The 17,817-nt window shown below is 42.1% G+C and carries 12 protein-coding genes; 11 read left to right on the forward strand and 1 reads right to left on the reverse strand.

Annotation, left to right across the window (positions count from 1 at the left end; genetic code table 11):
- The first annotated feature begins 127 nt into the window (after positions 1 to 127).
- From miaB to B9A18_RS06350, 11 genes are all read left to right on the forward strand, one after another.
- Positions 128 to 1,558, forward strand: a complete 1,431-nt coding sequence (gene miaB / locus B9A18_RS06300) for a tRNA (N6-isopentenyl adenosine(37)-C2)-methylthiotransferase MiaB (RefSeq protein WP_084288289.1) — start codon at positions 128 to 130, stop codon at positions 1,556 to 1,558.
- Positions 1,559 to 1,600: 42 nt separating this feature from the next.
- Complete coding sequence (locus B9A18_RS06305; RefSeq protein WP_084288291.1) at positions 1,601 to 2,833, forward strand: sigma-54 interaction domain-containing protein; 1,233 nt, start codon at positions 1,601 to 1,603, stop codon at positions 2,831 to 2,833.
- Positions 2,833 to 3,330, forward strand: coding sequence for an LptE family protein (locus B9A18_RS06310; protein WP_084288293.1), 498 nt, complete (start codon positions 2,833 to 2,835; stop codon positions 3,328 to 3,330). The genes B9A18_RS06305 and B9A18_RS06310 overlap by 1 nt, the downstream gene beginning before the upstream one ends.
- A gap of 33 nt (positions 3,331 to 3,363) precedes the next feature.
- Positions 3,364 to 4,485, forward strand: a complete 1,122-nt coding sequence (locus B9A18_RS06315; protein WP_084288295.1) for a hypothetical protein — start codon at positions 3,364 to 3,366, stop codon at positions 4,483 to 4,485.
- A gap of 14 nt (positions 4,486 to 4,499) precedes the next feature.
- Positions 4,500 to 4,844 carry a preprotein translocase subunit SecG gene (secG, locus tag B9A18_RS06320; protein ID WP_084288297.1) on the forward strand — a complete coding sequence of 115 codons (345 nt, stop codon included), beginning with the start codon at positions 4,500 to 4,502 and terminating at the stop codon, positions 4,842 to 4,844.
- Positions 4,845 to 5,059: 215 nt separating this feature from the next.
- The gene (locus tag B9A18_RS06325; RefSeq protein WP_084288299.1) at positions 5,060 to 5,350 is read left to right on the forward strand and encodes a co-chaperone GroES; all 291 of its coding nucleotides are present in this window, start codon (positions 5,060 to 5,062) and stop codon (positions 5,348 to 5,350) included.
- 130 nt (positions 5,351 to 5,480) lie between these two features.
- Positions 5,481 to 7,121 (forward strand): chaperonin GroEL, encoded by a 1,641-nt coding sequence (gene groL / locus B9A18_RS06330; protein WP_084288301.1) that lies wholly within the window; start codon positions 5,481 to 5,483, stop codon positions 7,119 to 7,121.
- Positions 7,122 to 7,255: 134 nt separating this feature from the next.
- Positions 7,256 to 13,228 (forward strand): PKD domain-containing protein, encoded by a 5,973-nt coding sequence (locus B9A18_RS06335; protein ID WP_084288303.1) that lies wholly within the window; start codon positions 7,256 to 7,258, stop codon positions 13,226 to 13,228.
- Positions 13,229 to 13,230: 2 nt separating this feature from the next.
- Positions 13,231 to 14,253 carry a PorP/SprF family type IX secretion system membrane protein gene (locus B9A18_RS06340; RefSeq protein WP_084288305.1) on the forward strand — a complete coding sequence of 341 codons (1,023 nt, stop codon included), beginning with the start codon at positions 13,231 to 13,233 and terminating at the stop codon, positions 14,251 to 14,253.
- 51 nt (positions 14,254 to 14,304) lie between these two features.
- Positions 14,305 to 14,961, forward strand: a complete 657-nt coding sequence (locus B9A18_RS06345) for an MgtC/SapB family protein (protein ID WP_084288307.1) — start codon at positions 14,305 to 14,307, stop codon at positions 14,959 to 14,961.
- 56 nt (positions 14,962 to 15,017) lie between these two features.
- Entirely contained in the window at positions 15,018 to 16,445 is a 1,428-nt protein-coding gene (locus tag B9A18_RS06350) for an L-serine ammonia-lyase (RefSeq protein WP_084288308.1), read from the forward strand.
- 23 nt (positions 16,446 to 16,468) lie between these two features.
- Here B9A18_RS06350 and B9A18_RS06355 read toward each other — a convergent pair whose 3' ends face one another.
- Positions 16,469 to 17,815 (reverse strand): DUF58 domain-containing protein, encoded by a 1,347-nt coding sequence (locus tag B9A18_RS06355; protein WP_084288310.1) that lies wholly within the window; start codon positions 17,813 to 17,815, stop codon positions 16,469 to 16,471.
- Between the last annotated feature and the right edge of the window lie 2 nt (positions 17,816 to 17,817).

Here is a 17,817-nt window from a genome sequence, read left to right on the forward strand (position 1 = left end):
GCCGGGAAATGACGTCTGAATGTAATCTTTAGTGCATATGACTTTTTATTATTTTTCGCTTTCTGCCAATCTGTCATTTGTAAATTAAATTCCGTATTTTTGGAGCCCATAATAATGTTGACCATTTATGATTGATTTACAGCTGACAGATAAAACACACGACGAAGAGCGCCAGGGAGAGGCTTTGGTTATTGATGCACCTTTAGTGCGTAATGGACGAAAGCTGTATATTGAAAGTTATGGCTGCCAGATGAATTTTGCAGATAGTGAAATTGTTGCTTCAATTTTGCTTGACCAGGGTTTTGAGACCACCGGCGACTACAAAGAAGCTGATGTGGTGTTTATTAACACTTGCTCGATCCGTGAAAATGCGGAACAAAGAGTACGCAACAGATTATCACAATTTGGTGCAGAGAAACGTAGAAATCCTAAACTGATTGTTGGGGTTTTGGGCTGTATGGCTGAGCGTCTGAAATCAAAATTCCTGGAGGAAGAAAAGTTAGTAGACGTTGTTGTTGGTCCTGATGCTTATCGTGAACTTCCTCAATTGTTAAGTGAGGTAGAAAGCGGACATAAGGCCATTAACGTATTGTTATCCCGTGAGGAAACCTATGCTGATATCAGTCCGGTTCGCTTAAACGGAAATGGCATTACTGCTTTTATTTCTATTATGCGTGGCTGCGACAATATGTGTTCTTTCTGTGTGGTACCTTTTACAAGGGGCCGTGAAAGAAGTCGCGATCCATATTCGATACTAGCTGAAGCACAGGATCTGTTTGACAGAGGTTATAAAGAGGTAACACTGCTTGGGCAAAACGTCGACTCTTATAAATGGAAGGGTGCTGATGCAGAAGAAACCGCAGAAATTGAAGTAAATTTCGCTCAGTTACTGGAGAAAGTCGCTTTGATCAGTCCGGAATTAAGAATTAGATTTTCTACTTCACACCCTAAAGACATTACCGACGAGGTTTTATATACGATAGCGAAATACGATAACATTTGTAATTATATTCACTTACCTGTTCAATCGGGCAGTACAAGAGTACTGGAACTGATGAACAGAACTTATACCCGTGAGTGGTATATCAACAGGGTTGATGCCATCAGGAGAATTATTCCCGAGTGTGCTATTTCTTCGGATATCATTGCAGGTTTCTGTACAGAAACGGAAGAGGAGCATCAGGAAACATTAAGCATAATGGATTACGTAGGTTATGATTTTGCATTTACGTTTAGCTATTCGGAAAGACCGGGAACTTTAGCTGCGCGTAAACTGGCAGATGACATCCCTGAAGAGGTAAAAAAACGCAGGCTTGCGGAGATTTTATTGAAGCAACAGCAAACGTCGCTATTCAGGCTACAACAATTTGTTGGAAAAACTGTTAGGATTTTGGTGGAGGGTACTTCTAAGAAATCGGATAAAGATTTTTGTGGAAGAAATGACCAGAATGCGATGGTTGTTTTCCCTGTGACCGAAGGAATTAAAGCCGGCCAATATGTAAACGTACATATTGATCGTTGTACATCTGCTACCTTATTGGGTACGGTTGTTAATTAGAGTAAGGATTAAGGAGTATCCTTGCTCCTCACATACAGATAAATGGATATACAAGATATTAAAAACCGTTTTGGGATTATAGGGGGCTCTCCACTACTAAACCGTGCGATAGATATAGCCAGGCAGGTTTCACCAACTGACATGTCTGTATTGATTACCGGTGAAAGTGGTAGTGGTAAAGAGGTTTTTTCTCACATCATCCATCAATTGAGCACACGTAAGCATGGTGCATTCATTGCAGTAAACTGTGGTGCAATACCTGAAGGGACTATTGATTCGGAGTTATTTGGCCATGAGAAAGGCTCATTTACAGGTGCTCATGAAGCCCGTAAAGGTTATTTTGAAGTTGCCAATGGTGGTACTATATTTCTTGATGAGGTAGCTGAATTACCTTTGGGTACGCAGGCACGTTTGCTAAGGATTCTGGAGAGTGGCGAATACCTGAGAGTGGGTTCATCAAAAGTTCAGAAAACCGATGTACGTATTATCGCGGCTACTAACGTTGATGTATACAACAGAGTAAAATCGGGCAAGTTCCGTGAAGATCTTTATTACAGATTAAACACAGTGCCTTTGCGCATTCCTGCATTGCACGAACGTAAAGAGGACATTTACCTACTTTTCAGAAAATTCTCTGCTGATTTTAGCGACAAATACAGGAGTCCAGGTATACAACTTGAGCCTGATGCGATTCAGATACTGAGCAATTACAGCTGGCCGGGAAATGTGAGGCAGCTGAAAAATATAGCGGAGCAAATCTGTGTATTGGAAAAAGACAGAAATGTAACAGGAGCTGCATTGCTGAATTATATCCCTAACGAAAGTGCAAACAATTTACCTATGGCCATTAACAGTGGCACTAAGGAAGATTATACAGAACGCGATATTCTGTACAAAGTGCTCTTCGACATGAAGAAGGACATGATGGAGTTGAAAAAACTGGTTGCCGAGATCATTCAAAGTGGAGGAAATACCGCTCATATTATAGCTGACAATCCACACTATATCAACCAGCTTTACCAGGATGTAGAGCAACCGATGAGTCACGATGCCACGCTAACCATCAAAAACCCTTCTCAAAACTCTCCGATGGATTACAACTATACCCAGGAGGCAGAAGAGATTGAGGAGTCATTATCATTAATCGACAAAGAGTCTGACCTGATTAAAAAGGCGCTGAAGAAACATAAGGGCAAACGTAAATTTGCAGCACAGGAACTGGGCATCTCAGAGCGTACGCTATACAGAAAAATTAAAGAACTGAATCTAAACTAATGAAAAAACTATCTATACTATGTGTTTTGTTTTTTGCGCTGAGTGGTTGCAAAATATCACTAGACGGAGCTTCTACTGTTGGGATGAAAACAGTGAACGTACAGGTCTTTGAAAACAATGCCCCGCTGGTAGTACCTTACCTGAGTTCTCAATTTACGGAGGAGTTAAAGACAAGGATCAGAAACCAAACCCGTTTAGCGATTTCACAAAATGATCCTGATGGTGTTTTTTCAGGAAACATTACCGGTTATAGTGTTACTCCGGAAGCGATTGTAGACAACAACAGACCTACGGCCGACGCTAACAGATTGACCATAAGCATACGTGTAAAATACACAAATAACCTTAACCCTAAACAGAGCTTTGAGGAAACCTTTGAGCGCTATAAGGTATTTAAGTTAGTTGGCAGTTTGCAGTCTATGGAGCAGGGTCTGATAAAAGACGTCACTGCACAGTTGACTGAGGATATTTTTAACAGAGCTTTTGCACAATGGTAGGCTAAAGCGGAGATCAATTATTAACTTAGCAACGTGGAGCAGGAATTAGATATTAAACAACAACTGGGAGAATGGCTTTCAACCCCTGAAAAGGTAAGTAGGAAAGATGCTCCTATGTTAAAAGATTTAGCGTTGCTTTATCCTTATTTTCAGCCATTACACCTTTTACTGGCTAAGGCAACGTTACAGGAGCCAGGACAAAATGAGAAGCTGGCAACCGCTGCGTTGTACACCAATGGGCAAGTACTTCATCAACTCCTGCATGGAGATGAGGATCGCATTCAAACAGATTTTAATGTTATTTATGCGGCGACAGATCAATCGAATTCTCAACCGGAACCGATTGAGGTCTCTACGATAAATGAAGTCCCTTCCGAACCGGCAGATGCTCCAAATAATATTGATGAGCAGGAGGTTTTCGAGGAGATCAGTGAAATCAACATCAAGGATTACAAATCATCCGAATCACCGGCAAAACCGGAGGACGACCTGGTTATTGAAAACATTGTAGCTTCAGATTTCTTTGCGTTTCAAGAGAGTTTCATTGCAGAAACTGTAATCCCTGATCAGGAACAGCCTGATTTTAAAGCTTCTTTATTACAAAACGCGCCAAAACCAGAAGAGCCTGTTGTGATCAGCAAGTACGATGATGATCAGTTGCCTTATACCTTTTTGTGGTGGCTGGCAAAAACGAGGAAAGAACATCAGCAGATATTCCAGCCCTATGCATCTCCGAGAAAGAGCAATCAAAACGATGAGCATAAAGCGGCTTCTGTTCAAAGGCCTAATGAATTACAGCAACAGTATGTAGAGCACATCTTCCACTTACAAAGTCCTTTTGATGCTGAAGGAGAAGAAGGTTACAATACTGACAACTTCAGGAGCACGAGCAAGGGCAATGAGATCATTGAGAGTTTCATTAAAAACGATCCTCAGATCAGTCCGCCAAAACCAGAGCAGATTGACAATGAAAACAAGGCAAAAAAGAGTGCAGAAGACCACAACGACCTTGTGTCTGAAACTTTAGCTAAGATTTACATTGAGCAAATGCTATACGACAAGGCCATAGAAACTTATGAAAAATTAAGTTTGAAGTTTCCAGAAAAAAGACGTTACTTTGCCGATCTTATTCAATCTATAGAAAAGAAAATTTAACAACATAACATATTATGCTATTTTTAATCATCTTATTAATCATTGTTTGCGTTGCTTTAGGGCTATTTGTTTTGATACAAAATCCTAAAGGTGGTGGTTTAGCTACCGGTGGAGGAGGCAGCAACATGTTCGGCGTTCAACGTACAGGTGACGTTCTTGAAAAAGGCACCTGGGTATTATTAACGTTGGTAGTTGTACTTACTTTATCGATTACTACAATAGCTAAATCAGGAGGTTCTTCAACAGGTGAGGCTTCAAAAATCCAACAACATTTGGATAAAACACCTGCGCCATCTCCAATTGGAAGCAGAACAGCTCCGGCTCCTGCACCAGCAGCAACTGATACAACAAAAAAATAAACCTTTTAAGGTTAATAGAAAGCCTGGTATAAATCATACCGGGCTTTTTTTGCGTTCTGCCACTCTGACACAAATTCACTTTAGGTGATCACATAGCTGACAAGGCTGTGCAAATTTGTCAAGCATACTTGTATTGGCATAAAAACTGTTGTAGGGAACGTACGTAGTTAATACGATTTTAAATTTTAACTTAAAAAATAAATTAATATCAAGTTATGGCTTTAAACCTTAAACCCATTTCAGGTTCTGCAAACAGAGTTATTGTTGAGCCTGCTGCGGCAGAAGAAAAGACAGCATCTGGAATCTACATTCCTGACACTGCAAAAGAAAAACCATCTAAAGGAGTTGTTGTATCTGTTTCAGACGAAGATTCAGAAGGTAAAAAACCAACTGTTAAGGTAGGTGATGTTGTACTTTACGGTAAATATGGTGGCACTGAGCTTCCTATTGACGGTAAAGACTATTTGATCATGCGTGAAAGCGATATCTACGCTGTATTAGGCTAGATATTAGTATCAAGATACCATTTCTGGTATCGAGAAAAAAGCAAACAAAATTATTAGAAACAACGGTATTAATTAAGTATCAGCATGCTATGCTGACATGAATTAACGAATACTAACTACTAAAACAACAATGGCAAAACAAGTAAAATATAATGTAGAAGCCCGTGACGCCCTGAAAAGAGGTGTTGATACTTTGGCTAATGCAGTAAAAGTAACTTTAGGTCCGAAAGGACGTAACGTAATTATTGACAAGAAATTTGGTTCACCTGCAATTACTAAAGATGGTGTAACTGTAGCAAAAGAGATTGAGTTGAAAGACCCAATTGAAAATATGGGTGCTCAAATGGTTAAAGAAGTAGCTTCTAAAACTGCAGATATCGCAGGTGATGGAACTACAACTGCTACTGTATTGGCACAAGCAATTGTTACTGCTGGTATTAAAAACGTTGCTGCTGGTGCAAATCCAATGGATTTGAAACGTGGTATCGACAAAGCGGTTACTGCAATCGTTGAAAACTTAAGAGCTCAGTCGCAGACTGTAGGTGAAGACAATAAGAAAATCAAACAAGTAGCTTCTATTTCGGCTAACAATGATGAGGTTATTGGTGCTTTAATTGCAGAAGCAATGGGTAAAGTTGGTAAAGATGGTGTTATCACTGTTGAAGAAGCAAAAGGTACTGAAACTGAAGTTAAAACAGTTGAAGGTATGCAATTTGACCGTGGTTACTTATCTCCATACTTTGTAACTAATGCTGATAAAATGGAAGCGGAATTAGAAAACCCTTACATTTTGATCTATGATAAAAAGATCAGCAACATGAAAGAATTATTACCTGTTTTGGAGAAACAAGTTCAAACTGGTAAGCCTTTATTGATCATTGCTGAAGATTTAGATGGTGAAGCATTGGCTACGTTAGTAGTTAACAAAATCCGTGGTTCACTGAAAGTTGTTGCTGTTAAAGCTCCAGGTTTTGGTGACAGAAGAAAAGCAATGTTAGAAGACATCGCTATCTTAACTGGTGGAACTGTTATCTCTGAAGAAAGAGGTTATAAATTAGAGAATGCTGACCTTACTTATTTAGGTACTGCTGAGAAAGTTATTGTTGATAAAGACAATACAACTATCATCAACGGTGCTGGTCAGTCTGAAGATATCAAAGCTCGTGTTAACCAGATCAAAGCTCAAATCGAGACGACTACATCTGACTACGATAAAGAAAAATTACAAGAGCGTTTGGCTAAATTAGCTGGCGGTGTTGCGGTTCTTTACGTAGGTGCTGCTTCTGAAGTAGAGATGAAAGAGAAGAAAGACCGTGTTGATGATGCTTTACATGCAACTCGCGCAGCGGTTGAAGAAGGTATTGTTGCTGGTGGTGGTGTTGCTTTCATCCGTGCTATTGAGGCATTAGAAGGTATGAAAGGATCAAACGATGATGAGACTACTGGTATCCAGATCATTCGTCGTGCTATCGAAGAGCCATTACGTCAAATCTGCCAGAATGCAGGTATTGAAGGTTCTATCGTTGTACAAAAAGTTAAAGAAGGTAAAGGTGACTTCGGTTACAATGCCCGTACAGATGTATATGAGAACTTAATTGCTGCTGGTGTTATCGATCCAACTAAAGTTGGTCGTGTAGCGTTGGAAAATGCAGCTTCTATCGCAGCGATGTTGTTAACAACAGAAGTTGTTTTAGCTGATGATCCAGAAGAAGCTGCTGCTGGTGGCGGTATGCCTCCAATGGGCGGCGGCGGTATGGGTGGAATGATGTAATCAACCCCTTTATTGAATTTAAAGAAAACCACAGACGGATATCCGTCTGTGGTTTTCTTATTTAAGTGCATTTGGGTCCAATATTTTTAATTGAAACAAAAAATTAGTTACTTTTATACAGCATCCCTGTATATATGGTAAAACGTTTACTCCTTTTAACGATTACTCTCTTTTTTTTACAGATAACTGTAGTTTTTCCTCAGATTACTATCGGTACGGTTGATGCTGGGCCATATACACCGGGGTCGAGTATAGCGGCGACTTTTGCAATAGGCAATACAGATTGTATCGGTCGAAACAACGACTTTAATTTGATATTGGTTTCTCCAAGTAATGTAGAAACTTCAATTGGGACTTACACAGGATTCTACTCAGCTTTTGTAAATGGAACAATTCCTACTACGACTATACCCGGTGCGGGCTATAGAGTTAAAATCCGATCTACGAATCCGGTATTAGAGTCTGCATTGTCAACTTCCTTCACCATATCTGCAGGAGCAATACCAGCTAATGCAACCATCAATTCACCAGGTAATGTTTTAAACCCTGTAACTTTCGGAAAGTGCAATGCTTCTGCTAATTTTCCATACAATTTTGTTAACACGTCCAATACAGGAAATGTATCAGCTACAATTACGAACCAACTCACAGCAGAGCCTCAAACCACTTTAGTCTATACTTCAGTAAACGATGTGAAATCTTTTTCCGCCAGTCTTGCCCATTATACCATTTTTGTAAGAGCAGAAATGCCTGATGGGACTGTTGGTACTCGTGCGTATTTTCTGGTAAATAACAGGGTCGTTACTGCCTTTGCAACCACGGGATCCGAAACGGTTTGCTTTCCTACCGGGGCATTCGAGTATGCTGTAACTGTTGATGGCGCTAACAGTATAGCGGTAAACTTCCCCGGGAATATTTACCGGATAAGATGGGGAGACGGAAGAGAAGACACCTATACTTATTGTGAGATTGTTAAGTTGAACAACAAAGTCTCACATACTTACGATAGATCTTCTTGCGGCGTTTCTAATGGAACTGTATATAATGCTTTTCAAGTTAATGTCCAGGCTTTAAGCCCTTTTACTTGTGGTGAAATCGGATCACCACTCTTCGCAAACGCACGTGTTGTAGGAAGGCCAATTAACATCTTCACTTATCCACCAATTATCTGTCTAGGAGATCAGGCTACTTTTGCTAATGAATCCATTGCGGGGCAACGTCCCAATTCAAATAGTAATGGCTGCTCTGATAATACTGTCACTTACACATGGTGGGTTGATGGTGTCCCCATTGCTTCTGCGATGGATGTCTCCAGAAATTTTATCTTTAGATACACCTTTCTTACCAAAGGTAACCATGTCGTCCGGCTCACATCGAATAGTGACGGAGAGTGTCAAGCGGATCCGATAGAACACACTGTCTGCGTACAAGATCCACCACGACCAGCCTTTACACTCTCGAGTAACCTTGTCTGTCTCTCCTCACCTACAATCAACGCAAATAGCAGCTCCTCTGTTTTGGACAATACATGTCCGAATACTCCGGTATATACTTGGTCTGTCATACCCACGGCTGGAGTTACATTCAATAGAAATGATGTAAACCCGAATTTTTCATTTGCGCAAACAGGGACTTATAATATCACTCTTTCAATCCGATCAGGTACATGTTCTGTTTCTACACAAGCGCAAAGAGTTGTAGTGAACAGTCCTCCACAGGCACTGTTATCAGGTGATGCAAATTTATGTGCCCGTGGTGATTACACCTTTGCTCCCAATGGCTCGGCAACAAATACTACGGTAAGTGGAACAACCGAAATTTTAGCTGACACCTATACCTGGACGGTCTCCGGTGCGGGTGGCTATACATTTGTTTCACCAAGCACGGCAAATTCACAATATCCAACCATTAATTTTCAAGATTTTGGAACTTATACGGTAACCCTAACACACAAAAATAATTGTAATACGATAACCGATTCACAAGTATTAACCTTCACCCAATCACCAACAGCCAGCATAACAGCCACTCCAAATGCCGTTTGCTTTAATGACAATATAAATCTGACCGGTCTAATTACAAATCCGACCACAAACACTACCTTTCAATGGTTGGGAGCGGGAACCTTCTCACCATCAAACGATCTGACTACGACCTATTCACCTACGCCATCAGAAAGAACAGCAGGAGTAGCAAACATCAGGCTTCGAGTCTCAACGGGCATCACAGGAACTTGCGCTGTAATTTTCGCCGACATCTCGGTTGTGATATATCCAAATAATATCAGCACAAATCCGATTCCATCAAGATCGCAAGAAATATGTTCTGGTGATCCGGCAACTTTTACTCCTTCCTCGTTTGTAACAGAAAGCACTTTTAGGTGGACTGCAGCAGTTACTTCAGGAACTGCTACGGGGTTCAGCGCAAGCGGTACGGGAAATATCAATAACAATATTACAAACAATAGTACGACCCAACCAGCTGTCGTCGAATACACAATTATACCTGAAGCGAACGGTTGCGATGGCGAAGTATTCAAGTTTATTGTAACGGTCAATCCGCGACCAACACTTACCGCCACCGCAATCAGTGCAACTATCTGTAGCGGGCAATCTTCTGCCATCAACCTATCTGTTACTAACACGCCTGGCTCCACAACCTATACCTGGACGAGTTCCTCGAACGGTGTCTCAGGAAATACAATCAATCCTACACGTACGGCAGTTACATCAATCAATGATCCGTTGACAAATTCGGGCACAATGCAGGGAACTGTCACTTACACAATTATTCCGTATTCTCAAACAGGCTGCCCGGGAACCCCGGTAGACATTACAATAAATGTAGATCCTGCTTTAACACAGCCCAGGGCAGGAACAGACAGGAGTATTTGCTCAACAAATAGTTACACGCTAGAGGGGAATCCTTCAGTAGTCGGAACCGGCACCTGGACATTAGTTTCAGCAAACGGACCTGTTACCTTTGCGGATGAACATCTCGCAACGACCACTGTTAACGGATTGGTCGCGGGACGATCTTATACCTTTAGATGGACAATTGACGCAATGAGTGCTTGTTTTCCCGTATTTGATGAAGTTACAATTACAGTAAATGAACCGACAATTCCTGGTACAACTGCTACAACTGTAACAACTGTTTGTGCAAACAGCAATACTGGGACAATCACGTTATCCGGAAATCTGGGGAACGTGCTGCGATGGGAAAGTAGTCTGGACGGCACAAATTGGAGCACAGCTGCAAACACTAATACCACAACAACTTATACCTTTAATAACCTCACTCAATCTACTCAGTTTCGTGCCGTTGTTCAGAATGGAGGATGTACAATTGAAAATTCAACTCCAACAATTATTACTGCCACACCAGCTGATACACGGGCAGACGCAGGAATTGACAGAACATTATGTGATGAAACAAGTGTCACTTTACAGGCTAATGGCAGTACGCCGTTAAAACCAGGCGAAACTGGACTTTGGACACTTATTCCGGCTAATCCTGCCAATCCTACCGTAGACATATTGAATCCAACAAACCCAACCACTATTGTAGAGGATTTAGTAGCCGGGCAAATTTATACCTTTAGATGGACTATTACAGGACCGTCAGCCTGCGGACCCACGTTTGATGATATTATTCTCAGAAATAATCCCGCGGTTGACCTAAATACGATTACAACATCTGCAATTGTTTGTAATGGACAACAGCTGGTTGTGGATGGTAGCCTACCGATAGGTGGCGCCGGCGCACCGTATACTTACACATGGGAAACTAACACGAACGGAGGAACATGGACAGTAATCACCGGACAAACCGGGGAAGACCTGACCATCACACTAACTACCACAGGGAATATCGGCTTTAGAAGAATCGTGAACAGCGGCGGATGTACATCCACAAGCAATGAGAATATCGTAACTGTACAGCCACCAATACAAGGCAACACAATAGCTGCAGACCAGACCATTTGCAGCGGAACTGCACCAGCTTTACTCACGGGTACTGGCACGCTTACCGGCGGAAACGACCAATTCGTATATCAGTGGCAATCCAGTACAGACAACACAAACTGGACTGATGTTACCGGCGCTCAGCAACCAGATTATCAGCCACTGACACTTACAACAACAACCTATTACAGACGCCTGGTAAGTACTGCTGCCTGTGCAGGCAATTTTCAAAATATCAGCAATACCATTCAAATTACAATCAATCCTAATGCAAGAGCTGAGTATACTTGGCTCGCAGATACAGGTTGTGCCCCATTCCCGTTACAGATCACTACCATTCCTTATCCTGACAGAAATGCAACCTACACCTGGTTTGCCAACGGTGTACAGATTGGGACTGGTACAACATTCCCCGGATATACTATTCAAAACAGTAATGAAAGAGTAACCATCAGATTGGCTGTGGCAAGTAGCCTGGGATGCGCATCTGCCGAATTACCACATGACTTCAGCACTAACCAGGCTGTTCCAGCTTCATTTACACCTGTAACTACTTCAGATTGCGGACCGCTAACCATCAACTTTGTAAACACCTCCCTGCAAACAACGGGGGCAACATTCCGATGGAACTTTGGAAATGGACGAACTTCGAACAGTGCGAATCCACCGGCCATTACTTTCCAGCCCGACCCATCAGGAAAAGACACTACATATACTGTTACACTTTATTCTGCAACAACCTGTGGTATTGACTCCGCTAAAGGAACCGTACTTGTCAAATCACCACCAAAACCTGTATTCTCTCCAAGTACAACTAGCGGCTGTTCAGATCTAACCGTTAATTTCACTAATAATTCTCCGCTTCAGGCAGGTATAACGTATACTTTTAACTTTGGAGACGGAACCCAACCTGTAGAAACTAACGACAGAAGAACGGTAACACATATCTACAGAACAACTACGAATACACAAACATTCAATGCAACACTTACCGCTCAAAACCAATGCGGAACGGTAACTACACAGCCTTATGCCATTGTGGTCAGACCAAACACCGTAAACGCAGAATTGGTGGTCAACGGCAATCAGCTCATTGGCTGTGCGCCATTTACCGTAACTTTTGACAACAACTCAACAGGTGCAACCACCTTTACGGTAGACTTCAATGATGGTACGACGCCAAGACAATCTATCACCTCCCCGGAAAGATTTACACATACTTTTATCACGGACGGAACTTATGTGGTGACTTTAACAGCGACAAACGGTTGCTCTACCCGCAGCACAACAGAGACAATTACTGTTCTGGCACAACCAAAAGCTTCCTTCACCTCTGATATAAGACTAGGTTGTGCAGACCTTAATGTTCATCTCCAAAACACTACTCAAGGTGGCATTAGTTATGTATGGGATTTTGGCGATGGTTCACCGAAATCAAGTGAGGTAAGCCCTCATCACATTTACAAAGGAGATCAGGAATACTACACTGTAACACTTATTGCAACCAACAATCTTGGTTGCTCAGATACTGTTACGAAAACTGATTTCATCCGTGTTGTACCGCCACCAATTGCAGCTTTTAACGTGAATCCTTCAACACTGATTAGCATACCGAATTATACCTTCAAGTTCGAGGACGAAAGTACCAACGGACCTACTATTTGGGAATGGGATTTTGGTGATGGGATGACTTCTGCTTTAAAAAACCCTAACCACACTTACCTGGATACAGGAACTTATAAAGTCACTTTAAAAGTAACAAATCAGCAAGGCTGTTTTACAACAACATTTAAGAACGTAACCATTAAAGGGGTACCAGGATACCTATTTGTACCTAACTCTTTCATCCCTGGAAATCCGCAGCCTGAATTACGCGAGTTCCGTGCCAAGGGATCAGGCATCCTAAGCTGGCGATTCAGCATATTCAACAAATGGGGACAGGTACTTTGGGAAACTACGAAACTGGAAGAAGGAAGACCTGCAGAGGGCTGGGATGGAACCTTCAAAGGAGAGCCAATGCCGCAGGGCGTATACTACTGGAAAATCGATGTCCAGATGGTTAACGGGTCAGAATGGAAAGGTATGACCTACGACAACGCTCCGGCAAAACGAACAGGACCAATACATTTAATCAGATAAGGATGAGCGGGAGATATAAATTAATGTTATTAATGGTAATGGCTAGCGTTTCGGCAATAGCGCAGGATCATATTTATTCGCAGTTTTTTAATGCGCCCATCTACCTTAACCCCTCTTTAACTGGGCAGTTTGAGGGCGACATCCGGATGAACCTAATTTACAGGAATCAATGGTCGGGCTTAAGCGGTGACCTGTCTTATATCACAGCCTCTGCAGATTTGAACATTTCTAAATTTGCCGGGGGTGTAGGTCTGATGTTTACCCGCAGCAGTGAAGGAACAGCTTACCTCGTTAAAAATAACGCCGCAGCCACCTATTCTTATAGCGTAGGTGGCGACGACTTTGTCGCTTCCTTTGGTATACAGGCCGGTTTCACCAACCGCCAGATAGACTGGAGTAAACTCGTTTTCTCTGATCAGATAGATATGCGCCTGGGTTATATCCCCGGAAGTATATCATCAGCACAACCACCGGAGATGGATAGTAAGTTTTACCTGGATGCAGCTGCCGGCACCAACATCGTATTTCGAAACCTGATGGCGGGTGTAGCGCTTCACCACATCAACAAACCTGATGAATCTTTTAGTGGAACAGTAGCTAAACTACCCATGCGCATTACCGCAAATGCAAGCTATAGAATTCCTTTAAGTCCGTATTTTGACTATAACCAGGATGAAGGCTCCTACCTGATCCCTTCTGTAGTGTATTATAAGCAAGCCAGCTCTACTTCACTCAGCGCAGGTGCGCAGTTTAAGCATAGGGGCTTAAATGCCGGGATATGGTACCGTAGCGCCGGAGAAGGTGGTCCGGATGCCGTTGTGGTTTCCCTGATATTCGATTTGTTTAAAGGGAATAAAAATGGTGAAAAACTAAGGCTAGGGCTAAGCCATGACGCCACCACCTCAAAAATTAACTATACCAATACCGGTGGTACTACCGAAGCCAGCATTGGGTACGAAAAGTATTTCCCAAATAGTTCCGGCTACAATAAATTTAATGGCCTGAGGTGCTATGATTTCTACTAAATGATATAACAATCATAAAAGAAATGTTATATTAGATTGTTTATACAGGCTATGCAAAACATTATCGACACCAATCATTTTCTTACCCAGAGTGAGGTAAATAAGTTTTTAATGGCTACGCTATTATGCGGACTCATTGGTGCCGAAAGAGAGTTTAGAAGTAAGCAGGCGGGATTAAAAACCATGATCATGATTGGTCTGGGTTCAACCCTGTTTACGATCTTGTCTATTAAAATCGGATTGAGTAGTCACGACCGCATTGCTTCCAACATCGTAACCGGAATTGGTTTTTTAGGTGCTGGTGTTATCTTCAAAGAAGACAATCAGGTAAAAGGGCTAACAACAGCTTGCGTTATCTGGATCGTTGCTGCCATAGGCATGGCAATCGGTTCTGGCTATATGGAGCAGGCCATCGGCGTAACCATAGTCGTACTGGCCTCCTTGCTTGTTTTTCCCTTTCTTGAAAATATGTTGGAGCGCAGGTATACCAAGCGGGTTTACCGCATTGTAAAACGATACGATGGCGAAAGTCTTGAAAAATACGAGCAACACATTAAAACCTCTAAGCTAAAATTAATCAGAGGCAAGCAGGAACTCGCAAATGGCATCATCAGCGGAACATGGATTGCAATTGGCAGTCCCGAGAAACATAAAACATTTGTCGACCGCATGCTGCAGGACAAAAACATCATTGCTTTTGATTTTTAAGCGGTTTCCTTAATCAGGATGTTTACTATATGAGGAAACTATAGTAGCTTTGTATTATGCAAAGGGAACAGATCTCGGTATTCGACATTTTTAAGATAGGTATTGGCCCATCAAGCTCACATACGTTGGGTCCATGGAGAGCAGCACAACAATTTACAGCTTCGCTTAAGCAAAATGGACTGCTGGCTCAGGTTGAGCAGGTAAAGATCCTTTTATATGGTTCTCTGGCCAAAACCGGAAAAGGACACGGAACAGACGTAGCGACAATGTTGGGACTTACCGGTGCTGATCCTGTTACTTTTGATGTGAATGCCATCGACACAACCATTGCTTCAATTAAAGAAGATCAGTTGTTATCCCTTGCCGGGGAAAAAACCGTCTCTTTCAATTACGATGAGGATATGGTTTTTCTTTTCTTCGAAAGCCTGCCATTCCATCCCAATGCAGTTACTTTTCAAGCTTTTTTAAGTACCGGAAAAGCATTCTCCGAAACTTACTATTCAATAGGTGGTGGTTTTGTGGTAAAAGAAGGTGAAAACGGAAGCGAGAAAGAACAGGTTGATTTACCTTTTCCAGTTGAAAAAGCAAGCGAACTACTTCACTGGTGCTTATCTACCGGTCTGAAAGTTTCTGAAATCGTAATGGAAAACGAACTTTCCTGGCGTACAGAAGCTGAAACACGAAAAGGCATCATGCAGCACTTCACTGTAATGAAAGATTGTACCTACAGGGGTTGTCATACCTCAGGATTTTTACCTGGGGGCCTAAATGTTGGCAGGAGAGCTTCTGCTTTAAATAAAAGACTGATAGGCAGCAGCGTATATCATGATTATAACAGCTGGATCATGGCCATCAGAAATGGTGGAAATGGCTTTAACTACATATTGGATTGGGTGAGCTGCTTTGCACTCGCCGTAAATGAAGAAAATGCTTCTTTTGGCAGGGTTGTTACAGCGCCAACTAACGGTGCGGCAGGTGTTATCCCTGCAGTACTGCAATATTACATCGCTTTCTGCGATGGCTATACCGATGAAAAGATCACCCAGTTTATCGCCTGTGCTTCTGAAATCGGAAGTATCTTTAAAAAAGGGGCTACGATATCCGCTGCAATGGGTGGATGTCAGGCTGAGATCGGTGTATCATCAGCCATGGCAGCCGCAGCTTTAACAGAGTGTTTAGGCGGTTCACAGCGACAAGTGCTGATGGCGGCAGAGATTGCCATGGAACATCATTTGGGCTTAACCTGCGACCCTATAGGGGGCTTGGTTCAAATCCCTTGTATCGAAAGGAATACCATGGGCGCTATCAAAGCGATTACTGCCAGTCAGCTGGCCCTGCAAAGTAACCCGGATAAAGCTAAAGTTAGTCTGGATGCTGTAGTAAACACCATGTGGGAAACGGCACTGGATATGAACTCGAAATATAAGGAAACATCTGATGGAGGTTTGGCTACAAACATCCCGATCAGTTTACCTGAATGTTAATATAAGCACAGCAGAAATATCAATTAGATTTTTTGCTGTGCCTTAATCGCTAAATACCGGTTTACCACATTTACTGTTAATTTTTCTGGTGGTGTTAGAACGCTGAGGATGCCATGCATAGCCAGTTCCTTTACCATTAGCTTCTTCTCATAAGCAAACTTATTGGCAATGGTTTGGATGTAAATATCTTCTACATCCCGCACCGGTTTTTCTGTAAGTACTTTAAGTTCTGTATTCTCAAAAAATACCACCAGCAGCAAATGGAATTTGGCAATGCGCTTTAAAAATGGCAGCTGCCTGTGCAAAGCCGACATGCTTTCAAAATTAGTAAATAACACCACCAGGCTGCGTTGTCTTAATGTCGCGCGCACACTTGTATACATGGCTTCCATATTGAGTTCCAGGTAACGGGTCTTTTCCTTATACAAAACCTCCATTATTTTACCAAGCTGCGCCGGCCTGCGATCTGCAGGAACAATAGCGCCGGTCTTTTCCGCTATGGTCATCAAGCCCGCTTTGTCCTGCTTTACCAGCGCTACATTCGAAAGGACCAGACTCGCATTAATCGCATAATCAAGCAAGCTCATTCCCTCAAAAGGCATCTTCATTGATCTTGATTTATCAATAATACAATATACATGCTGTGCCTTTTCATCCGTATAAGAATTTACCATCAGTTCCCCTTTTCGGGCTGTGGCCTTCCAATTCACGGTGCGGTAATCATCACCCTTCACATAGTTTTTTACCTGATCAAACTCCATGCTATGGCCAATCCGTCTGATCTTCTTAATCCCAAATTCACTCAGCCTGTTCGATATCGCCATCAGTTCGTACTTACGCAGTTGTAAAAAAGAAGGGTAAACCGGCACAGTAACCTCCTCCCCAAAGTTAAACCTTCGGATTGCCAGCCTCAATGGCGACTGCACATATATACGTATCTGACCAAAAACATATTCGCCTCTTTTGATTGGCCTTAACAGGTAGGAAATCGTTTTACGCTCACCTGATTTTAAACTGCTTTTAAACCAGAGGTCTCTTTTTTGAAACTGAAAAGGAATTTCATCAATGATACCGATATGGATCCCAAATGAATAAAAGTTCTCCACGTAGATTTGAAGTTCATTGTCGTCTCCATTGCTCAGGCGTTCAGGTACATCTCGACGCAGAAAAACATCGCGGTTTGTACGATACAACAATACCAGATCTATCAGCACCAATAAAGCAAACACCCCCAAAAAGAGGTAAGGTAAGTCGCCAAGCCATGGAAGAAAGAAAGAAAAAAGAAATAAGCTTACGCATAAACCTATTCCGGCAAAAAATATTTTGCCCAGAAAAAGGTCTCTGTAGTATTTTCTAAAAAAGTGTCTCAATA

Source organism: Pedobacter nyackensis (assembly GCF_900176505.1).
Classification (GTDB): domain Bacteria; phylum Bacteroidota; class Bacteroidia; order Sphingobacteriales; family Sphingobacteriaceae; genus Pedobacter; species Pedobacter nyackensis.